We start from the raw sequence: 14,725 nt of genomic DNA on the forward strand, positions 1-14,725 counted from the left end.
AGTGAATAGTTGAAGCCATTTTATTGCGGTAAAACTAGCCGAGTTCACCATATGCCAAACTTCGCCGGCCCATCCGTCAATCTGCATTGTGAAACCTGCATTTGCGTTTTTTGGTGTCTGCCATTACACTTAAACAAAAAACGGTGGAGTGGTGGCATGAGCAAGAATCGCGTATGGAACAAGGGTAAACGGAATGGTGGAGGTGGGCCAGCACCTGGCACGGGGTACAAAGAGAAGCTAGCAGCAGAGCAGCCATTCAAAGCTGAAGTCGTTGATCTTTCTAATCCGATTAATCAGGTGAAGCGCATGAGCCGTGAGAACTGGGTAGAACGACCAACTCGACCAGCTAGACAACAGCAGCCTAATAAGTAGATATCCGTAAAGCCTAACAAGTCTCCTTAATGGGAAACAAGTAGGCTTTTTATTTTTGGAACGTGAATTGACCGCTAACAGACACGAAAGACGCTATGGGGGCATAATCTTCGGACTTTTTTCGCTTGGTGCCCCATATAAATGGAAAATGTGCCGTGGATAGGCAGATTCGACAAAGGGGGTCACTCTTCATGAGATCCGTGTTGAAGCTAGAAATTGAGGAAGCGAAGGTGATGATTGCTGCCGGTATTCAAGCTGCCCAGGAAGCAAAGGCAGCAGAAACGATCTGTATTGTTGATGAAGGCGGATATTTACTAGCGTTAGAGCGGATGAATGGCGCGCGCAATACGAGTCCAGAGTTAGCGATGGCGAAGGCTTTCACAGCAAGCGGGCATAGACGGTCGACACATCTGTTCAATCAGCCTGGCGGTCCCGCGACAATTCATGGAGAGGCCTTCGGGATTCATGCGATGATGCCGGGGAAGTTTGCGATTTTTGTTGGCGGATTTCCTATCGTGGTGAACGGTCAAGTCATTGGCGGAGTAGGTGTCAGCGGAGGAGCTGGCGACGAGGATATTGCTGTTGGTGTGGCGACATTGAAGGCGCTTCAGCAGCACCTTGGTGACGAATTCGAGGTGCTTACCGATGCGGATATTAAGAAATGAGAAAAACTTTTATCGAGGTTCTTCGAGGATGAGCGACCGCGTTTTTAAGGTGGTTTTTATCGCCAATAAGAATTTGTTCTTCCGAGTACCGGAAACTGATCAATTCTTATGTGGTGAGAAAACCCCGACATCTCTCCACAGAGAGAAATCGGGGTTCTTTTTCATAACAAGCTTCTAACGTACGAGAACGCTTCTTCGATTGTGTGATCTTGTAGCTTTTCTAACGAAATGTCGACACCAGGCTTATGCGAGTGAAGCTTTGCTAGGAAGGAAGCTGTCTCGAATATGCCTTTACCAGACTCAATTTCATTCTTTTGACCATTTGTCACGACATAATCCTTCAAATGAGTCAGCACGATTCGATTGCCAAAAGTTGCGAAGGCATGATCCAAGAAAGCTTCTTGATCTTGCGGTTCAACCACAGTTGGAGGAAGAAGATTAATCGGATCAAAAACGACACCCAGCGTGCTGGAAGGCACTTCTGCCAAGATGCGAGCCATTTTCTCTGTACTTGATAGTGTATGTGTGAATACAGGCTCTAATCCGATGTGAACGCCCCAACGCTCGGCTTCTTCGGCTAATTCCTCAACCGTTTCCCTTAGGATGTTCCAGCCAACAGCCTCGTAGCCTTCAGCATCTTGTGAGAGATACGTTGTCAGATCACCCGTTTCAGTCGCTACGATGGACGTACCGAAGTCTCTAGCATACCGCAAATGCTCTTTGAACCTATCGATTTCATAGCGACGCTGCTGCGGATCAGGATGAATTGGGTTGATGTAGCAACCGAGTACGCCAATCCGAACGCCTGCGCGATGAAATTGCTCGCCAATATGATTAGCAAGAGCCGGACTTAGTTTCCCAAGACTTAAATCATAATCGCTAATCGCTTTACTGAGCGCTAACTGAACGAAGTCGATGTTGCGACCGCTTAGCTTCGCAGTCAGTTCCTTCAATGGCAGATGACCGACGGTATGAGCGAGTGTCCCGATTCCCATCTACCTGGCCATCCATCCGCCGTCCACGCAGAGCACGTGTCCGTTCATATAATCGGAAGCGCTCGAAGACAAGAAGACAACTGGACCTTTCAAATCCTCTGGTGAACCCCAGCGACCTGCTGGAATACGCTCCGTGATTGAAGCCGTACGTTTCTCATCTTTGAGAATAGGCGCTGTGTTATTTGTCGTCATATAGCCTGGGGCAATGGCATTAATTTGGATGCCTTTTCCAGCCCACTCGTTCGCTAATGCTTTCGTCACACCTGCAATGGCATGCTTACTAGCTGTGTAACCAGGTACGTTAATTCCGCCTTGGTACGTCAACATGGAAGCAATATTCACGATTTTACCGCTGCCGCGTTCGATCATATGACGACCAATCAGCTGGCAAAGGAAGAAAGCGGAGTTCAAGTTCAGGTCGATCACATCGTGCCAATCTTGACGTGCGTGATCTACTGCTGGTGTGCGGCGGATAATTCCCGCGTTGTTAACCAGAATATCGATGCTGCCATAAATACCAATCGCTCTAGCAACCACATCTTCAAGGATGTCTTCGTTGCTAAGATCTGCTGCGATAAGCTCAGCTTTGCCACCTAAAGCGCGGATTGCTTCAACGGTTTGTACACTTTCAGAGGAGGATACTGCAATCACATTCGCACCTGCTTCTGCAAGTCCGATTGCCATGGCTTGACCTAGGCCGCCTGAAGCACCTGTAACGAATGCTGTATTTCCTGAGAGATTAAAAAGTGTCATGACGTACTCCTTTTCAAAAAAGAGATTATAGGTTTCAGTGGTGCAGCTTTTACTTAAAGTGTTTCAATTTGAATACCTGTTTCGCGGAACTGTCGAGCTGTTTCTTCTGATAACCCGCTATCGGTTAAAATCATAGCCACTTCGGAAAGGGATGCGAAGGTTCGCAACGCACATTGCCCGAATTTGAAATGATCGATAACCCCATACACGGTTGCGCTAGAGCCTATCAACGCACGCTTATATTCAACAAGATCATTCGTATAAATCGTAAAGCCATGCTGCAAATGCACGCCGGTGGCAGAAATAAACGATTTCTGAATGTTAAGATCTCGAACATAGTTGACGGCTTCTGGGCCAGCAAGCATGTTGCGCAATCGATAGCCGCCAGGCACGACAAGCCGAATTTCATCCTTATGGACAAGCTCGGAAATGATGTAGAGATCATTAGTTACAACTGTAAGCGGCTGATTGTCCAGCCGCCTAGCGATTTCAAGCGTTGTAGAGCCGCCATCCAGTGCGATGATATCGCGAGGCTGGATGTATCGGAGTGCGAGGGACGCAATCTCCGATTTTTTGTCAGTATGCTTGATATTCGGTTCCTTCGCGGAAAGGATGCCGAGCTGATCACTTTGAGCTAGCATGGCACCGCCATGAATGCGGATGAGCAGCCCCTTTTCCTCCAGCTTGGCTAAATCCTCGCGAATGGTTTTTCCTGTTACTTCCAGTCGTTCGCTCAGCTCATTAACGGTTACTTCTTTCTGAGCAAGAAGAACTTCCATAATCGTTTCATATCTACGTAAAGGATTCATCGGGTTTCATCCGTTCTATATAGGGGATTACCGATTATTTGAGATCTTGCATGGCTACAGCATCCATATCGTTGAACATTTGGTTTTCGCCAGCCATACCCCAAATGAATGTATAGTTGTTCGTGCCAACACCGCTATGAATGGACCAGCTTGGTGAAATGACCGCTTGCTCATTGCGCATAACAATGTGACGCGTTTGTTGCGGCTCACCCATCATATGGAAGACAACTGCATCTTCTGGCATGTCAAAATAGAAATAAACTTCAGCACGACGGTTGTGCGTATGAGTTGGCATTGTGTTCCACATGTTGCCTGGCTTCAATAGTGTCATCCCCATAACGAGTTGACAGCTTTGAACACCATCCAAGTGGATGTATTTATAGATCGTACGCTCATTGGACGTGTTGATGCTGCCTAGGTGTGCAGGCGTCGCTTCGCTAATCGCAACTTTAACGGTTGGATACGTTTTGTGAGCTGGTGTGGAGTTGAAATAGAATTTAGCTGGGTTAGCTGCATCATCACTTGCGAAAGTGATTTCTTTGGAACCTAAACCGATGTAGATACAATCTTTGGAATCCATTGTGTAGGCTGTACCATCAACTGTGATTGTCCCTCTTGCGCCTACGTTGATGATGCCGATTTCACGACGCTCTAGGAAGTAGTCTGCTGCCATTTCTTTGCGATCAGCTTCTAATTGAAGCGTTTCTGTCGTTGGCAGTACGCCACCGATAATGAAGCGGTCAACGTGTGAGTAAACTAATGTCACTTGATTTTCAGAGAATAAGGACTGTACTTGAAACTCAGCTTGCAAGCGTTCAGTGTCAAATTGTTTAACTTCGTTCGGGTGTGAGGCATAACGGATTTCCATCGTGTAATCTCTCCTTAGAGTTGGTTTATTTGTGTTGATATACGTTCATATAGGTTTAATTTACTTCATATTGAGGATTTAGGCAAGGAGATCTTGTATGCTTTTTTCGGGAATTTGGGAAGTTGTGAATAAAGTCAGCGGAATATGTACAAAACAAACAAACGAGTGAAGTTTAATATGAAAGCAAGTAATAGGAGGCGCATTCCAATGGACAAAAGTCACTATTTTGATCGTGTATGCAACGATACCATTCCAACCCTGCCGGAAGAAGAAGATACAACTCCAACGGATATGTTAAGTGAGGCTGTTGAGGAGATTATGGATAATATAAGTCATCCATTATCGAAAAATGATCACACGGATCGCTAATAAAATGTTGATTCACAGTTATAGAAAGACCAACAATTAGAAGCAGCCGAATCCCTTCCATAGGAAGGGATTTTCTTTTTAACAGCAGCGGAGTACAATGACCATAGAATGGATGGGAAGGAGCTCCCAATGCCTCAAACGACTAGTCTGTTTCCAACTTTATGGACGGATCCACCCTGCTATCCGCAGGTGGTTGCTTATTATTTTAAACAATGGCAAGGCTTTCATATGCCCTTTCACCGCCATGATGCTGCAGAGATCATGTATACGATACAAGGTTATTGTGAGGTTGAGATCCAGCTGTCTCGCACACGAACCGAAAGGGTGCGATTGAAAAAAGGAGAGTTCATCCTGTTGAATGCGAATATCGCCCATCGACTGCTTGTGGAAGACGATGAACCCTGTCGCATGCTCAATGTGGAGTTCCGCTTTACTGCGCATAAGGGTGTGATGCCCTCGATTCAACAACTAGCTGCGGATGAGAAGCAATTATCCTCTTTATTGGAGGTTCAGACGTCCTACTTAGTGCTGCGCGATCCTGATGAAGTCTATCATGTGATGAAAAGCTTAGTGCTAGAATTAGATAAGCCGGCAGACAAAAGTGAGACGATGATTCAATTGTTAATTGCCCAGCTGTTGATCCGAATTGCTCGGTTACGCCGTGAAACCGTGAGCAGCAGTTTGGTCCAGAGTGAATGGTATGTGAAACAAAGCATGGATTACATGCATCAAAATTACGATCGCGAGATCCAAGTGAAGGATATTGCTGGGGCTGTGAATTTACATCCAGGCTATTTACAGCGGATTTTCAAAACGGTGACTGGGCAAACCCTAATGGCGTATTTAACCGAAATCAGGATGGAAAAAGCACAAATGCTGCTGCTCGAAACAGACATTGCGATTGCAGATATTTCGGATTATATCGGGGTTGGCAGCAGGCAGTATTTTCACATGTTGTTCAAAGCGCATACGCAACTAACGCCTACGGATTATCGGAAATCGATGAACAAGAGCAAGTATATGTATCCAGAAGGAAGTTAGGATTTTTGACAAACGGCTGGTGATCTAGTTAGAAATTTGATAACGTTTTCTCTCTTTTGCTTGGTACAATGTGAAACATAGACGAAGTGATAGAGAGGGCGATATCTATGACATTTAAGGTAGCATTCATTGGCGCAGGAAGTATCGGATTCACACGTGGACTTCTACGAGATTTACTAGCTGTTCCAGAATTCCATAACATTCAAGTGGCTTTTACAGACATTAATCCACACAATTTAGAAATGGTGACGGAACTATGCCAACGAGATATTCATGAGAATGGCTTAGCGATTCAGATTCAAGCGACGACGGATCGCAGGGAAGCGTTAGAAGGTGCGAAATATGTCTTGTGTACCATTCGTGTTGGAGGGCTAGAAGCTTTCGCAACGGATGTCGACATTCCTTTGAAATATGGTGTGGATCAATGCGTTGGCGATACCTTGTGTGCAGGCGGCATCATGTACGGACAGCGTGGCATCTCCGAAATGCTGCGCATTTGTCAAGATATTCGCGAGGTTGCAGCACCGGATGTCACGCTGTTAAATTACGCGAACCCCATGGCTATGTTGACATGGGCTTGCAACAAGTATGGCGGCGTGCGTACGATAGGCCTCTGTCACGGTGTTCAGCATGGCCATCATCAAATTGCGAATGTGTACGGGTTGGATAAGAAAGACGTGGACATTATTTGTGCAGGAATTAATCATCAAACATGGTATATCCAAGCTTCTCATAAGGGGAAAGATTTGACCGAAGGGCTGTTAGAAGCATTTGAGAATCATGCCGAGTATGCACGAACAGAGAAGGTACGCGTTGATATGCTGCGCCGCTTTGGCTACTATAGCACGGAGTCGAATGGACATTTGAGTGAATATGTACCTTGGTATCGAAAACGGGCTAGTGAAATTCAGGATTGGATTGATATGGGATCTTGGATTAATGGTGAAACGGGTGGATACTTACGTGTCTGTACGGAAGGTCGTCGATGGTTTGAAACGGATTTCCCAAACTGGATGAAGGATCCGGCATTCGTCTATGCGAGTGAGAAGCGCAGTGAAGAGCATGGTTCTTATATCATTGAAGGTCTGGAAACAGGGCGCGTCTACCGTGGGCATTTCAACTTGGTTAATCAAAGTGTGATCTCGAATCTGCCAGCGGATGCCATTATCGAAGCGCCAGGCTATGTCGATCGCAACGGCATCTCGATGCCGCATGTTGGTGATCTGCCTCTAGGGCCAGCGGCAGTGTGCAATGTCAGTATCTCCGTTCAACGCTTAGCGGTAGAAGCGGCTGTTCATGGGGATGATAAGCTGCTTCGGCAAGCCTTTATGATGGATCCTCTCGTTGGAGCTGTCTGCAATCCGAAGGAAATTTGGCAAATGGTTGATGAAATGTTGGTCGCCCAAGAGGCTTGGCTGCCGCAATATGGTGCGGCGATTGCTGAGGCTAAAAAGCGTCTTGCAGCGGGGAACCTCATTCCGACGCGTGACTATGAAGGGGCTGCTCGTGTGAAAGTGAAAACGGTCGCTGATATGCAGCAGGATCGCGAAGCGGCCAACAAGAACGCAGGGGAAGCTGATAAAGGGAAGGACCGAGCAGCAACATCCGCATAGGGTTCATTTATTTTCAAGTATGTTCATTTGGGTGCTATTCGAGTATAATTAGTGGGTAAGTGAAGGGCCGCTTGCGGTCCTTCTTTTTCATTATCAGGAAGCGTTTGAATGACGAAAGGGGAAAGTCAGATGTCTAATATTGGCGTATGGGAAGCAGCAGAACCAGGAGTAACACGCTGTATTTTGAAAGCTGAGGTAGGTTTGATGATGATGGAGGTTCACTTTGAACCTGGGGCCATTGGTTATCAGCACAGCCATGTTCATGAGCAAATGTCGTATTGCTTGAAGGGTAAAATCGAATTCACAATCGATGGCGTCGTTACTGTAATCGAACAAGGCCAAACGGTTTACATACCTAGTGGAGCTAAGCATGGCGTAACAGCATTAGAAGACTCTGCACTTTTAGATGTATTTACACCGATTCGTGAAGATTTGGTGAAAAGATAACCAGTTGCTCATGCAACTGGTTTTCCTTTACCCGAAATGATTGCGATTACATAGGGATTACACGAGATCTAATTTATAAACTAAGCAGTCTGTTAGACGCGGAATTGTTAATTTGGAAGGGTGAGCGAAATGACACAAATGGCATCCAATCAGCCCCGCAAAACCGCTTGTGTTACAGGGACGGATCGGGGAATTGGACTTGCGCTAACGCAATTCTTATTGCGGGAGGGGTTCACTGTTTTTGCAGGAGGCATTCAGACGACTAATGTTGATCTGACTCGGCTTAGTGAGTCGTATCCTGGTCAAATGCATGCTTTCCACTTGGACGTCGGCTCGGACGAAAGTGTGCAGGAAGGTGCTGCGTTCATCCGAAGCAAGACAGATAAGCTGGATCTGTTAATCAACAACGCGGCAATCCTTGGCGACACCATGAAAACAGTTGAAGATGAGCTTGATTTTGACGAGATTCAGCGTGTTTATAATGTATCTGCACTTGGCGCCATTCGGATGTCGAATAAGCTTATCGAACCCATTATGCAAGGCGGAAAACTGATTGTCATGATCACATCAGAGGCTGGAAGCATTGCGAATAGCCACCGCGAAGCATGGTTCGGTTATTGTATGGCCAAAGCCGCACTGAACATGGGTTCTACCATCATTCATAACAAAATTCGTGCCAAAGGCGGGCGAGTTCTCCTCATTCACCCGGGATGGGTTAAAACGTACATGAGCGGTACATGGAACGATGCCGGCACCTATACAGCGGAGGAATCGGCAGCTCATATCCTGAATAAGATTGACAAGTACAAGGATGAACTCGAAGAGTTGCCTATTTATTTGGAGGCAGACACCGGTAAACGAATACCTTGGTAAAAAGTGGCGAGGAGGCACGGGATCAGATGAGTGAGAAAACGAAGATTCGATTGATTGGGGATATGACGGATGCGCCATGGCATCCCTTAGAGCCTGCGAGACAGGAGCTGGAGTCCTTTCTCCATGCGGAGTTTCAACTTGAAGCAACTGAGGATTATCAAGCATTTGCAACGTTGGAACAGGACCAATTCTCACTTTGCTTGTCCTACACGGACTGCTGGAACCGAGATCTAACGGCGGCGCAATCAGCAGGTTTGTTAAGGTTCGTTTCAGGCGGCGGAAGTCTGTTGGTCATCCACAATGGGATTTCCATTCAACGCAGCTATGAGCTTAGACAGATGATGGGTGCTAAGTTTACAAGTCATCCACCGTATCAATCACTTCACTATGTTCGGACGGTAGAGGAGCATCCACTTCTGGAAGGCGTTGACAACTTTCAGCTGGATGAGGAGCCTTATATGTTTGATTTTGATCCAATTACACCAAGAAATGTGTTTCTAGCGTTCGAATACGAAGGGATACAGTACCCAGCAGCATGGGAACATCGGTATGGACTTGGAAGGGTTGTTTATCTGCAGCCTGGACATCATGCGCCGTCTTTTCAATCTGAGGCTTATCGAAGACTTGTCTTGAATAGTGTGCGCTGGCTGACGAGTTTAACGTGTGAAGATTAGCATTGACGGCCATTTGGTGACAAAGTAAAGTGAAGTTAGGAATCTAACATTTGGAAAAAGGAAGGGTAGAACCTGATGCAAAATAGCGGGAAATTTGCTTGGACATGGACGATTCGTGAGGAAGTTCTAGAAGAGTATGTTGAGATGCATTTGGCTCCATGGCCTGAAATTATGGAAGAACATAGTAAAGCTGGTATCCGGGATTACTCCATTTTTCAAAATGGTGCGCAATTCTTCTATGTATTCTTGTGTGATGATTTAGATGCTGCTTTCGCTTATCTGGCTGAGAGCGACGCTTGTAATCGGTGGAATGCCATTACGTCCAAAATGGTCGTAGGTTCATTCGATTTCCGCGAAGCAGTGCCGATTACTCCGATGCGCGAAGTATTTTATCTCAAATAGAAATAGAGATGAAGGATCACTAGAGTTCATTCTAGTATCCTTTTTTTTATTTCTCCGACAATTTACCAGAGCTGGTAGACCGTGGTTCCGAGGGAATAGAAACTCACTTGAAGTACTAGTAAGATTGGGATAGTATGAGTTGCAGAGTATTTTTGAAAGGAACGTGAGAGATGAATAACCTCAACCTAACGCTATTAATGAAAGCATCACGATTTCGGGTTATTCCAGTCATGATCATTCCCGTCCTATTAGGTGGATTGGGAGCCATTGTGTGGAACGATACATTTCATCCAATGCTATTTGTGCTGACCTTCATAGGATCGATTGCAGCGCATTTATTCTCCAATATGATTAATGACTTATGGGATTTTCGAAATGGCATCGATACGGCAGCTAAGGAAACGGCCTCTACGATTTCAACAAATTCAGGTTTTCTAGCAAATGGAATTATAGCAGAGCGAACGTTTAGTTTTTTAACGTGGTCACTGTTTGCAGTTGCTCTTATTTGTGGACTTATACTAAGTATTAGTAGTGGTTGGCTCGTACTCTTGTTTGGAGGCTTGGGCGCCTTAATCGCGTATTTCTATGTAGCGCCGCCTATTAAATTTGGTTACCGTGGGAAAGGCTATAGTGAGATTGCTATACTGCTGTCCTTCGGTGTTTTACCTACGTTAGGCAGTTATTATGTGCAGACCATGCAGGTGGATTATCGCCCAATATTGCTATCTTTGCCCATTGGTTTATTGACGACATTGATTCTCTTTAATCATCATTTCCTTCATTGGCAAGCTGATCAAAGCGCGGGTAAGCGAACGTTAGTTGTGGTTTGGGGCGAGAAGCGAGCACTGGTTTTCTCCAAATTCCTATTCGTACTGTCTTACGCAGCATTGATTGCTTGTGTACTTATTGGCGTGTTCCCTTATTATGCCCTGCTTGCATTACTAACAGCCGTTCCATTTTATCGAGTCTATCGTAATTTGAAGTCAGAGAATCCTTCTCCGGCCTATCTGCCATTAATGGGGGCTTCCCTCAAAGCAACAATAAGAGGCGGCTTGATTATGATGCTAGCCTTAGTCGTACAAGCTATCATTCAATCTTAAAATTCACAGACGAAGCGAGGTCATATAGATGAGCAAGCAATTTACAATTGGTGATTTTCACACGATTCTGTCCGAAGGTGAAGTTTGGAAAATAGGTGGCTTCCCGATGCCAGACGGCTCTTTCTGGGAATTTAGAGAGCCGAACGCGACGATTATTGTTCGAAACGGGATTCTATATGCACGTGCGCCGCTAAGCCGCAAAAATGATTATGTACAATTCCTTGATAACGCAAAGCATATGTATTATTCGGCTAAGGATGTTGAAGTACCTGAAGAAGGCGAAATTTCGTTCGAGCTGCAAATCCGAGCACGCACACAAAACACCGCCCCTAATGATTTATATGATGGATTCGTTTCGTTGAATTTGCTGGATTTTACGACTGGCGCAGCGCTGGATTTCTTTGCTGGCAATGATAAATATGCGAGTGTTTACGCAGTACTTCCGTTCCCGGGGGTACAAGTGCCTGAGACAGATAAGACGCGTTTCTTCTGTATTTTCAAAGAGGAAACGAATTTCCTGCCGCGCGAATTTAACACGTACAAAATTACGTACCACCGCGGGAATGATGAAGTCATTTTCTATGTGAACGGTGAAGAAGTACGTGTTGAAAAAAATGTGCCGATCAAATTCAATCGCTTCACAGTTGCACTAGGCATGATGACGGAGAAAGATTTGACGCCACAAGGTAGTGTCTCCTTGCATGGTCAAACGATTATTGGCGAATGGTCGCCTGTAACCGTTACGGTAACCGAATAAAACGTACACACGAAAGAGCTTGGACTTCCTTATGGATGTCGGGCTCTTTTTTGCACGCTCCTGCCTATGGGTGAATACACTGGAGTACTCAGCGATTAGGCTTCTTAGGAGGTACAGATATGCGGAAATATACAGTCAAACAAGACCCGCGCGATTTCCGTGATTTCTCATACAGGAGTGTCAATTATATTCGGGAAGCCCAATTGCCGGGCCAAACCGATTTGCGCAGCAAGCTCTCTCCCGTTGTGAACCAAGGGTCACTAGGTTCGTGCACCTCGAATGCGATTGTAAGCGGACTTCGTGAGTTTTGGCTGCGAGCCGAAGAAGAGAACCCAATGCGATTATCACGCCTTTTTCACTATTGGCATGAACGGGATCTAGAGAATACGGTTAATCGTGATGCAGGGGCTACGATTCGTGATGGGCTGAAAGTACTGCAGAAAACGGGCGTATGTCCAGAGGAAGTATGGCCTTACGAGATTGCGAATTTTCGCAATACGCCAAATCATGAAGCCGAGGCACTTGCTAGATATTATCGGATTGATGGGTATCATCGGATTCATGATCTAGCGGGCATTAAGGCGGCACTAGCCGATGGATCACCTGTTGTATTTGGCATTTGGATCTATGACTCCTTTGAGAGTAAGACGGCTTCGAAAACAGGGAATATTCCTTATCCGAATCGGAAAAAGGAGAAGCTGCTCGGCGGTCATGCCTTACTTGCGGTTGGGTACAAGGATAGTAAAGTAAAGGGGAAGGGTGTCATCATCGCCCGTAATTCTTGGGGAACTGCGTGGGGTGACGCAGGCTATTGCTATATTCCCTATTCCTTATTCAGAAATAGATCACTGACCTTTGATTACTGGACGGGCAAATAAATCGAATATTTGAAGGAGGTATACAGCGGTGTTAAGTGTAGAAGACGCGAACAAGATCATTGCTTTTTTATCCGCCGCCTATTTCGCAACCTCAGATGCTGAAGCGAGGAAGGAATTTAATCGTTTAGCGAATGAGATAAGGAAGGCGTCTGGACAGCCATTAGAATGATGATATGAACAATAACCTCCATAGGAAATTCAACGAAACGAGGGGCGGCTCTCATGCCAAAGGAAAAGCTTAAATTACTTATTCTCATCCTTTATGTTTTGCTAATCTTGTTTCTTAGTTTGTTTTTATAAAAAAGTGAAAAACAGCCGTTGCGAACACTCGCAGCGGCTGTTTGTTATTTAGAACCCTTTGTATTGCGGTTCTTCATTTTCTAATTGCTGCACGCGTGAGGAGACTTGATCAACGATCTGCTGCGTAGATTGGGCTGCTGTCTCGTATAATTGCTTAGCCTCTTGGTTCTGTGTGCTAAGGGCAAAAGTTTCGAGACTGGCCTGAGCACTTTTTAAGGACGCTAAGGTTGTTTTAACTTGTGCTGCTACTGTCATTTTGTAAACACTCCTCAAATGTGATAATGGATGAGAACAAAGGTGATCCATATGCACTCTCCTGTTTGCGGTTGTTAATATGCCCGCAATGCGTGCGGCTCATGTTACCAAATATGTCCAATTTAGAGCAATAATAGTTAGTCCCCAAACGGCACATAATGAAGATATGGAAAGCTGGAGAAGGAGGGGAATGATGTGCCAGACTGGATACTTATTGCTATTAGAGCATTAGGTACCTTAATGTTTCTCTTTGTTTTAACGCGGATTCTAGGCAAAAAACAAATATCTCAGCTCACTTTTTTTGAATATGTGATCGGAATTACGCTTGGGGATCTCGCTGGGAATATATCGACGGATGTTGAAGCGAATTACGTTCACGGGGTTATTGCGATTTTAGTGTGGGTTCTAGTGCCGTTAGTGTTGGAAATTCTGACGTTGAAGAGCAAGACACTTCGCGGCTGGTTTGAAGGTAATGGCAGGGTGCTCATTCAGGACGGAAAGATCCTTGAGGGGAATTTGAGAAAAGAACGCTATACAGGCGATGAATTGCTGGAACAGTTGCGTACCAAAGGTGTATTTCGGGTGGCTGATGTGGAATTCGCGATGTTGGAATCAAGCGGTGACTTGAGCATTCTGCTGAAGAGTGAGAACCAACCATTAACACCTAAACATATCGGGATGAAGCTGCCTGTAGAGAAGCCGACGCAAGCTGTCATGATGGATGGTGTGATTCAGAATGAGCCATTGGCTGCTGCTGGTAAGAGTAGAGGATGGCTGCAAACGGAGCTTGAGAAGATGGGTGTTGCCAAAGAAAATGTGTTTCTCGGTCAAGTAGACACGCATGGAGAATTAATGGTTGACCTCTTTGATGACAAAATTCAAGTGCCTGCACCATCCGAACGTCCTGCGCTGCTTGCGAACTTAAAGAAATGTGAAGCAGATATGGAGTTATACTCGCTCACGACACAAAATATAGAAGCCAAACAAATGTATGAAGCATGTTCCATTCAATTAACCCAAATTATTCAGCAGCTACATACGATTCTCAGAGCTTAGGTTTTGAGGGAATAGGAGTAAGTCATGCCTAACAACAAGAAGAAAAACTTAACGATGACGCAGCAGGAGTACCAAAAATTAGCCAAGCAGCAAGAGCCCAAGAGACCTGTTCTCAAAAATTGCAGCAGAGCCTTTCTGGTGGGTGGGACAATCTGTTTGATCGGTGAATGCTTCATGCACATGTTCATTAATTATTTTGGATTTACGGAGAAGACAGCGGGCAATCCAACTGTTGCCGTGATGATTATTATCTCGGTGATCTTAACGAGCTTCGGTATTTATGACAAAATCGCACAATTTGCAGGAGGAGGCAGCTCCGTCCCCGTTACTGGCTTTGCGAATTCACTTTGTTCGGCGGCGATTGAGCACCGGGCGGAAGGTCTTGTGTTAGGTGTCGGCGGTAATATGTTTAAATTAGCAGGTTCAGTTATCGTTTTCGGAACAGTTGCGGCCTTCTTTGTTGGGATTGCACATCTTATCTTCATGGGAGGCTGACGA

Annotated in this window: 20 protein-coding genes; 15 read left to right on the forward strand and 5 right to left on the reverse strand. The window is 45.5% G+C overall.

What is annotated here, in order from left to right:
* The first annotated feature begins 156 nt into the window (after positions 1 to 156).
* Complete coding sequence (locus AC58QO_RS02965; protein ID WP_497263812.1) at positions 157 to 372, forward strand: hypothetical protein; 216 nt, start codon at positions 157 to 159, stop codon at positions 370 to 372.
* Between the two features lie 191 nt (positions 373 to 563).
* Positions 564 to 1,037: a GlcG/HbpS family heme-binding protein gene (locus AC58QO_RS02970; RefSeq protein ID WP_497263813.1), complete on the forward strand. Its 474-nt coding sequence runs from the start codon at positions 564 to 566 to the stop codon at positions 1,035 to 1,037.
* Between the two features lie 161 nt (positions 1,038 to 1,198).
* Here AC58QO_RS02970 and AC58QO_RS02975 read toward each other — a convergent pair whose 3' ends face one another.
* Genes AC58QO_RS02975 through kduI form a run of 4 tightly spaced genes read right to left on the reverse strand, consistent with a single transcriptional unit; the run spans position 1,199 to position 4,462 of the window.
* Positions 1,199 to 2,032: a sugar phosphate isomerase/epimerase family protein gene (locus AC58QO_RS02975; protein WP_497263814.1), complete on the reverse strand. Its 834-nt coding sequence runs from the start codon at positions 2,030 to 2,032 to the stop codon at positions 1,199 to 1,201.
* The gene (kduD, locus tag AC58QO_RS02980) at positions 2,033 to 2,785 is read right to left on the reverse strand and encodes a 2-dehydro-3-deoxy-D-gluconate 5-dehydrogenase KduD (RefSeq protein ID WP_497263815.1); all 753 of its coding nucleotides are present in this window, start codon (positions 2,783 to 2,785) and stop codon (positions 2,033 to 2,035) included.
* Between the two features lie 53 nt (positions 2,786 to 2,838).
* Complete coding sequence (locus tag AC58QO_RS02985; RefSeq protein WP_497263816.1) at positions 2,839 to 3,594, reverse strand: DeoR/GlpR family DNA-binding transcription regulator; 756 nt, start codon at positions 3,592 to 3,594, stop codon at positions 2,839 to 2,841.
* Positions 3,595 to 3,628: 34 nt separating this feature from the next.
* Entirely contained in the window at positions 3,629 to 4,462 is an 834-nt protein-coding gene (gene kduI / locus AC58QO_RS02990; protein WP_497249956.1) for a 5-dehydro-4-deoxy-D-glucuronate isomerase, read from the reverse strand.
* A 207-nt stretch (positions 4,463 to 4,669) separates the two neighbouring features.
* On the opposite strand from kduI, the gene AC58QO_RS02995 reads away from it, so the two are divergent.
* The 11 genes from AC58QO_RS02995 to AC58QO_RS03045 all read left to right on the forward strand — a co-directional run bounded on the left by AC58QO_RS02995 (position 4,670) and on the right by AC58QO_RS03045 (position 12,785).
* A complete protein-coding gene (locus AC58QO_RS02995) occupies positions 4,670 to 4,831 on the forward strand; it encodes a hypothetical protein (RefSeq protein ID WP_497263817.1) in 162 nt (53 codons plus the stop codon).
* Positions 4,832 to 4,960: 129 nt separating this feature from the next.
* Positions 4,961 to 5,872 (forward strand): AraC family transcriptional regulator, encoded by a 912-nt coding sequence (locus AC58QO_RS03000; RefSeq protein ID WP_497263818.1) that lies wholly within the window; start codon positions 4,961 to 4,963, stop codon positions 5,870 to 5,872.
* A 107-nt stretch (positions 5,873 to 5,979) separates the two neighbouring features.
* Complete coding sequence (locus tag AC58QO_RS03005; RefSeq protein WP_497263819.1) at positions 5,980 to 7,485, forward strand: alpha-glucosidase/alpha-galactosidase; 1,506 nt, start codon at positions 5,980 to 5,982, stop codon at positions 7,483 to 7,485.
* A gap of 129 nt (positions 7,486 to 7,614) precedes the next feature.
* On the forward strand, positions 7,615 to 7,932 hold the full coding sequence (locus AC58QO_RS03010) for a cupin domain-containing protein (protein ID WP_056609861.1): 318 nt from the start codon (positions 7,615 to 7,617) through the stop codon (positions 7,930 to 7,932).
* Positions 7,933 to 8,061: 129 nt separating this feature from the next.
* Entirely contained in the window at positions 8,062 to 8,805 is a 744-nt protein-coding gene (locus AC58QO_RS03015) for an SDR family NAD(P)-dependent oxidoreductase (protein ID WP_497263820.1), read from the forward strand.
* A gap of 26 nt (positions 8,806 to 8,831) precedes the next feature.
* Positions 8,832 to 9,479 carry a ThuA domain-containing protein gene (locus AC58QO_RS03020; protein ID WP_497263821.1) on the forward strand — a complete coding sequence of 216 codons (648 nt, stop codon included), beginning with the start codon at positions 8,832 to 8,834 and terminating at the stop codon, positions 9,477 to 9,479.
* Positions 9,480 to 9,554: 75 nt separating this feature from the next.
* Positions 9,555 to 9,881, forward strand: a complete 327-nt coding sequence (locus tag AC58QO_RS03025) for an L-rhamnose mutarotase (RefSeq protein WP_497263822.1) — start codon at positions 9,555 to 9,557, stop codon at positions 9,879 to 9,881.
* A 170-nt stretch (positions 9,882 to 10,051) separates the two neighbouring features.
* A complete protein-coding gene (locus tag AC58QO_RS03030; protein WP_497263823.1) occupies positions 10,052 to 10,981 on the forward strand; it encodes a prenyltransferase in 930 nt (309 codons plus the stop codon).
* A 28-nt stretch (positions 10,982 to 11,009) separates the two neighbouring features.
* Entirely contained in the window at positions 11,010 to 11,738 is a 729-nt protein-coding gene (locus AC58QO_RS03035; protein WP_497263824.1) for a DUF6081 family protein, read from the forward strand.
* Positions 11,739 to 11,857: 119 nt separating this feature from the next.
* Complete coding sequence (locus AC58QO_RS03040; protein ID WP_497263825.1) at positions 11,858 to 12,616, forward strand: C1 family peptidase; 759 nt, start codon at positions 11,858 to 11,860, stop codon at positions 12,614 to 12,616.
* A gap of 28 nt (positions 12,617 to 12,644) precedes the next feature.
* The gene (locus tag AC58QO_RS03045; protein ID WP_497263826.1) at positions 12,645 to 12,785 is read left to right on the forward strand and encodes an N-acetylmuramoyl-L-alanine amidase; all 141 of its coding nucleotides are present in this window, start codon (positions 12,645 to 12,647) and stop codon (positions 12,783 to 12,785) included.
* Between the two features lie 179 nt (positions 12,786 to 12,964).
* Here AC58QO_RS03045 and AC58QO_RS03050 read toward each other — a convergent pair whose 3' ends face one another.
* Positions 12,965 to 13,171 (reverse strand): DUF1657 domain-containing protein, encoded by a 207-nt coding sequence (locus AC58QO_RS03050; RefSeq protein WP_310226800.1) that lies wholly within the window; start codon positions 13,169 to 13,171, stop codon positions 12,965 to 12,967.
* A 195-nt stretch (positions 13,172 to 13,366) separates the two neighbouring features.
* Between AC58QO_RS03050 and AC58QO_RS03055 the strand changes: the two genes are divergently transcribed.
* Positions 13,367 to 14,227: a DUF421 domain-containing protein gene (locus AC58QO_RS03055; RefSeq protein WP_497263827.1), complete on the forward strand. Its 861-nt coding sequence runs from the start codon at positions 13,367 to 13,369 to the stop codon at positions 14,225 to 14,227.
* A gap of 24 nt (positions 14,228 to 14,251) precedes the next feature.
* Entirely contained in the window at positions 14,252 to 14,722 is a 471-nt protein-coding gene (spoVAC, locus tag AC58QO_RS03060; RefSeq protein WP_497263828.1) for a stage V sporulation protein AC, read from the forward strand.
* Positions 14,723 to 14,725: the final 3 nt, after the last annotated feature.

Source organism: Paenibacillus sp. J31R30 (genome assembly GCF_059692115.1).

Coding starts and splice junctions, on each gene's coding strand:
- AC58QO_RS02995 (WP_497263817.1), top strand. CDS start 4,670: ATGGACAAAAGTCACTATTTTGATCGTGTATGCAACGATACCATTCCA.
- AC58QO_RS03005 (WP_497263819.1), top strand. CDS start 5,980: ATGACATTTAAGGTAGCATTCATTGGCGCAGGAAGTATCGGATTCACA.
- AC58QO_RS03050 (WP_310226800.1), bottom strand. CDS start 13,171: ATGACAGTAGCAGCACAAGTTAAAACAACCTTAGCGTCCTTAAAAAGT.
- AC58QO_RS03015 (WP_497263820.1), top strand. CDS start 8,062: ATGACACAAATGGCATCCAATCAGCCCCGCAAAACCGCTTGTGTTACA.
- AC58QO_RS02985 (WP_497263816.1), bottom strand. CDS start 3,594: ATGAATCCTTTACGTAGATATGAAACGATTATGGAAGTTCTTCTTGCT.
- AC58QO_RS03010 (WP_056609861.1), top strand. CDS start 7,615: ATGTCTAATATTGGCGTATGGGAAGCAGCAGAACCAGGAGTAACACGC.
- AC58QO_RS02970 (WP_497263813.1), top strand. CDS start 564: ATGAGATCCGTGTTGAAGCTAGAAATTGAGGAAGCGAAGGTGATGATT.
- kduI (WP_497249956.1), bottom strand. CDS start 4,462: ATGGAAATCCGTTATGCCTCACACCCGAACGAAGTTAAACAATTTGAC.
- AC58QO_RS03040 (WP_497263825.1), top strand. CDS start 11,858: ATGCGGAAATATACAGTCAAACAAGACCCGCGCGATTTCCGTGATTTC.
- AC58QO_RS03020 (WP_497263821.1), top strand. CDS start 8,832: ATGAGTGAGAAAACGAAGATTCGATTGATTGGGGATATGACGGATGCG.
- kduD (WP_497263815.1), bottom strand. CDS start 2,785: ATGACACTTTTTAATCTCTCAGGAAATACAGCATTCGTTACAGGTGCT.
- AC58QO_RS02975 (WP_497263814.1), bottom strand. CDS start 2,032: ATGGGAATCGGGACACTCGCTCATACCGTCGGTCATCTGCCATTGAAG.
- AC58QO_RS03000 (WP_497263818.1), top strand. CDS start 4,961: ATGCCTCAAACGACTAGTCTGTTTCCAACTTTATGGACGGATCCACCC.
- AC58QO_RS03025 (WP_497263822.1), top strand. CDS start 9,555: ATGCAAAATAGCGGGAAATTTGCTTGGACATGGACGATTCGTGAGGAA.
- spoVAC (WP_497263828.1), top strand. CDS start 14,252: ATGCCTAACAACAAGAAGAAAAACTTAACGATGACGCAGCAGGAGTAC.
- AC58QO_RS02965 (WP_497263812.1), top strand. CDS start 157: ATGAGCAAGAATCGCGTATGGAACAAGGGTAAACGGAATGGTGGAGGT.
- AC58QO_RS03035 (WP_497263824.1), top strand. CDS start 11,010: ATGAGCAAGCAATTTACAATTGGTGATTTTCACACGATTCTGTCCGAA.
- AC58QO_RS03030 (WP_497263823.1), top strand. CDS start 10,052: ATGAATAACCTCAACCTAACGCTATTAATGAAAGCATCACGATTTCGG.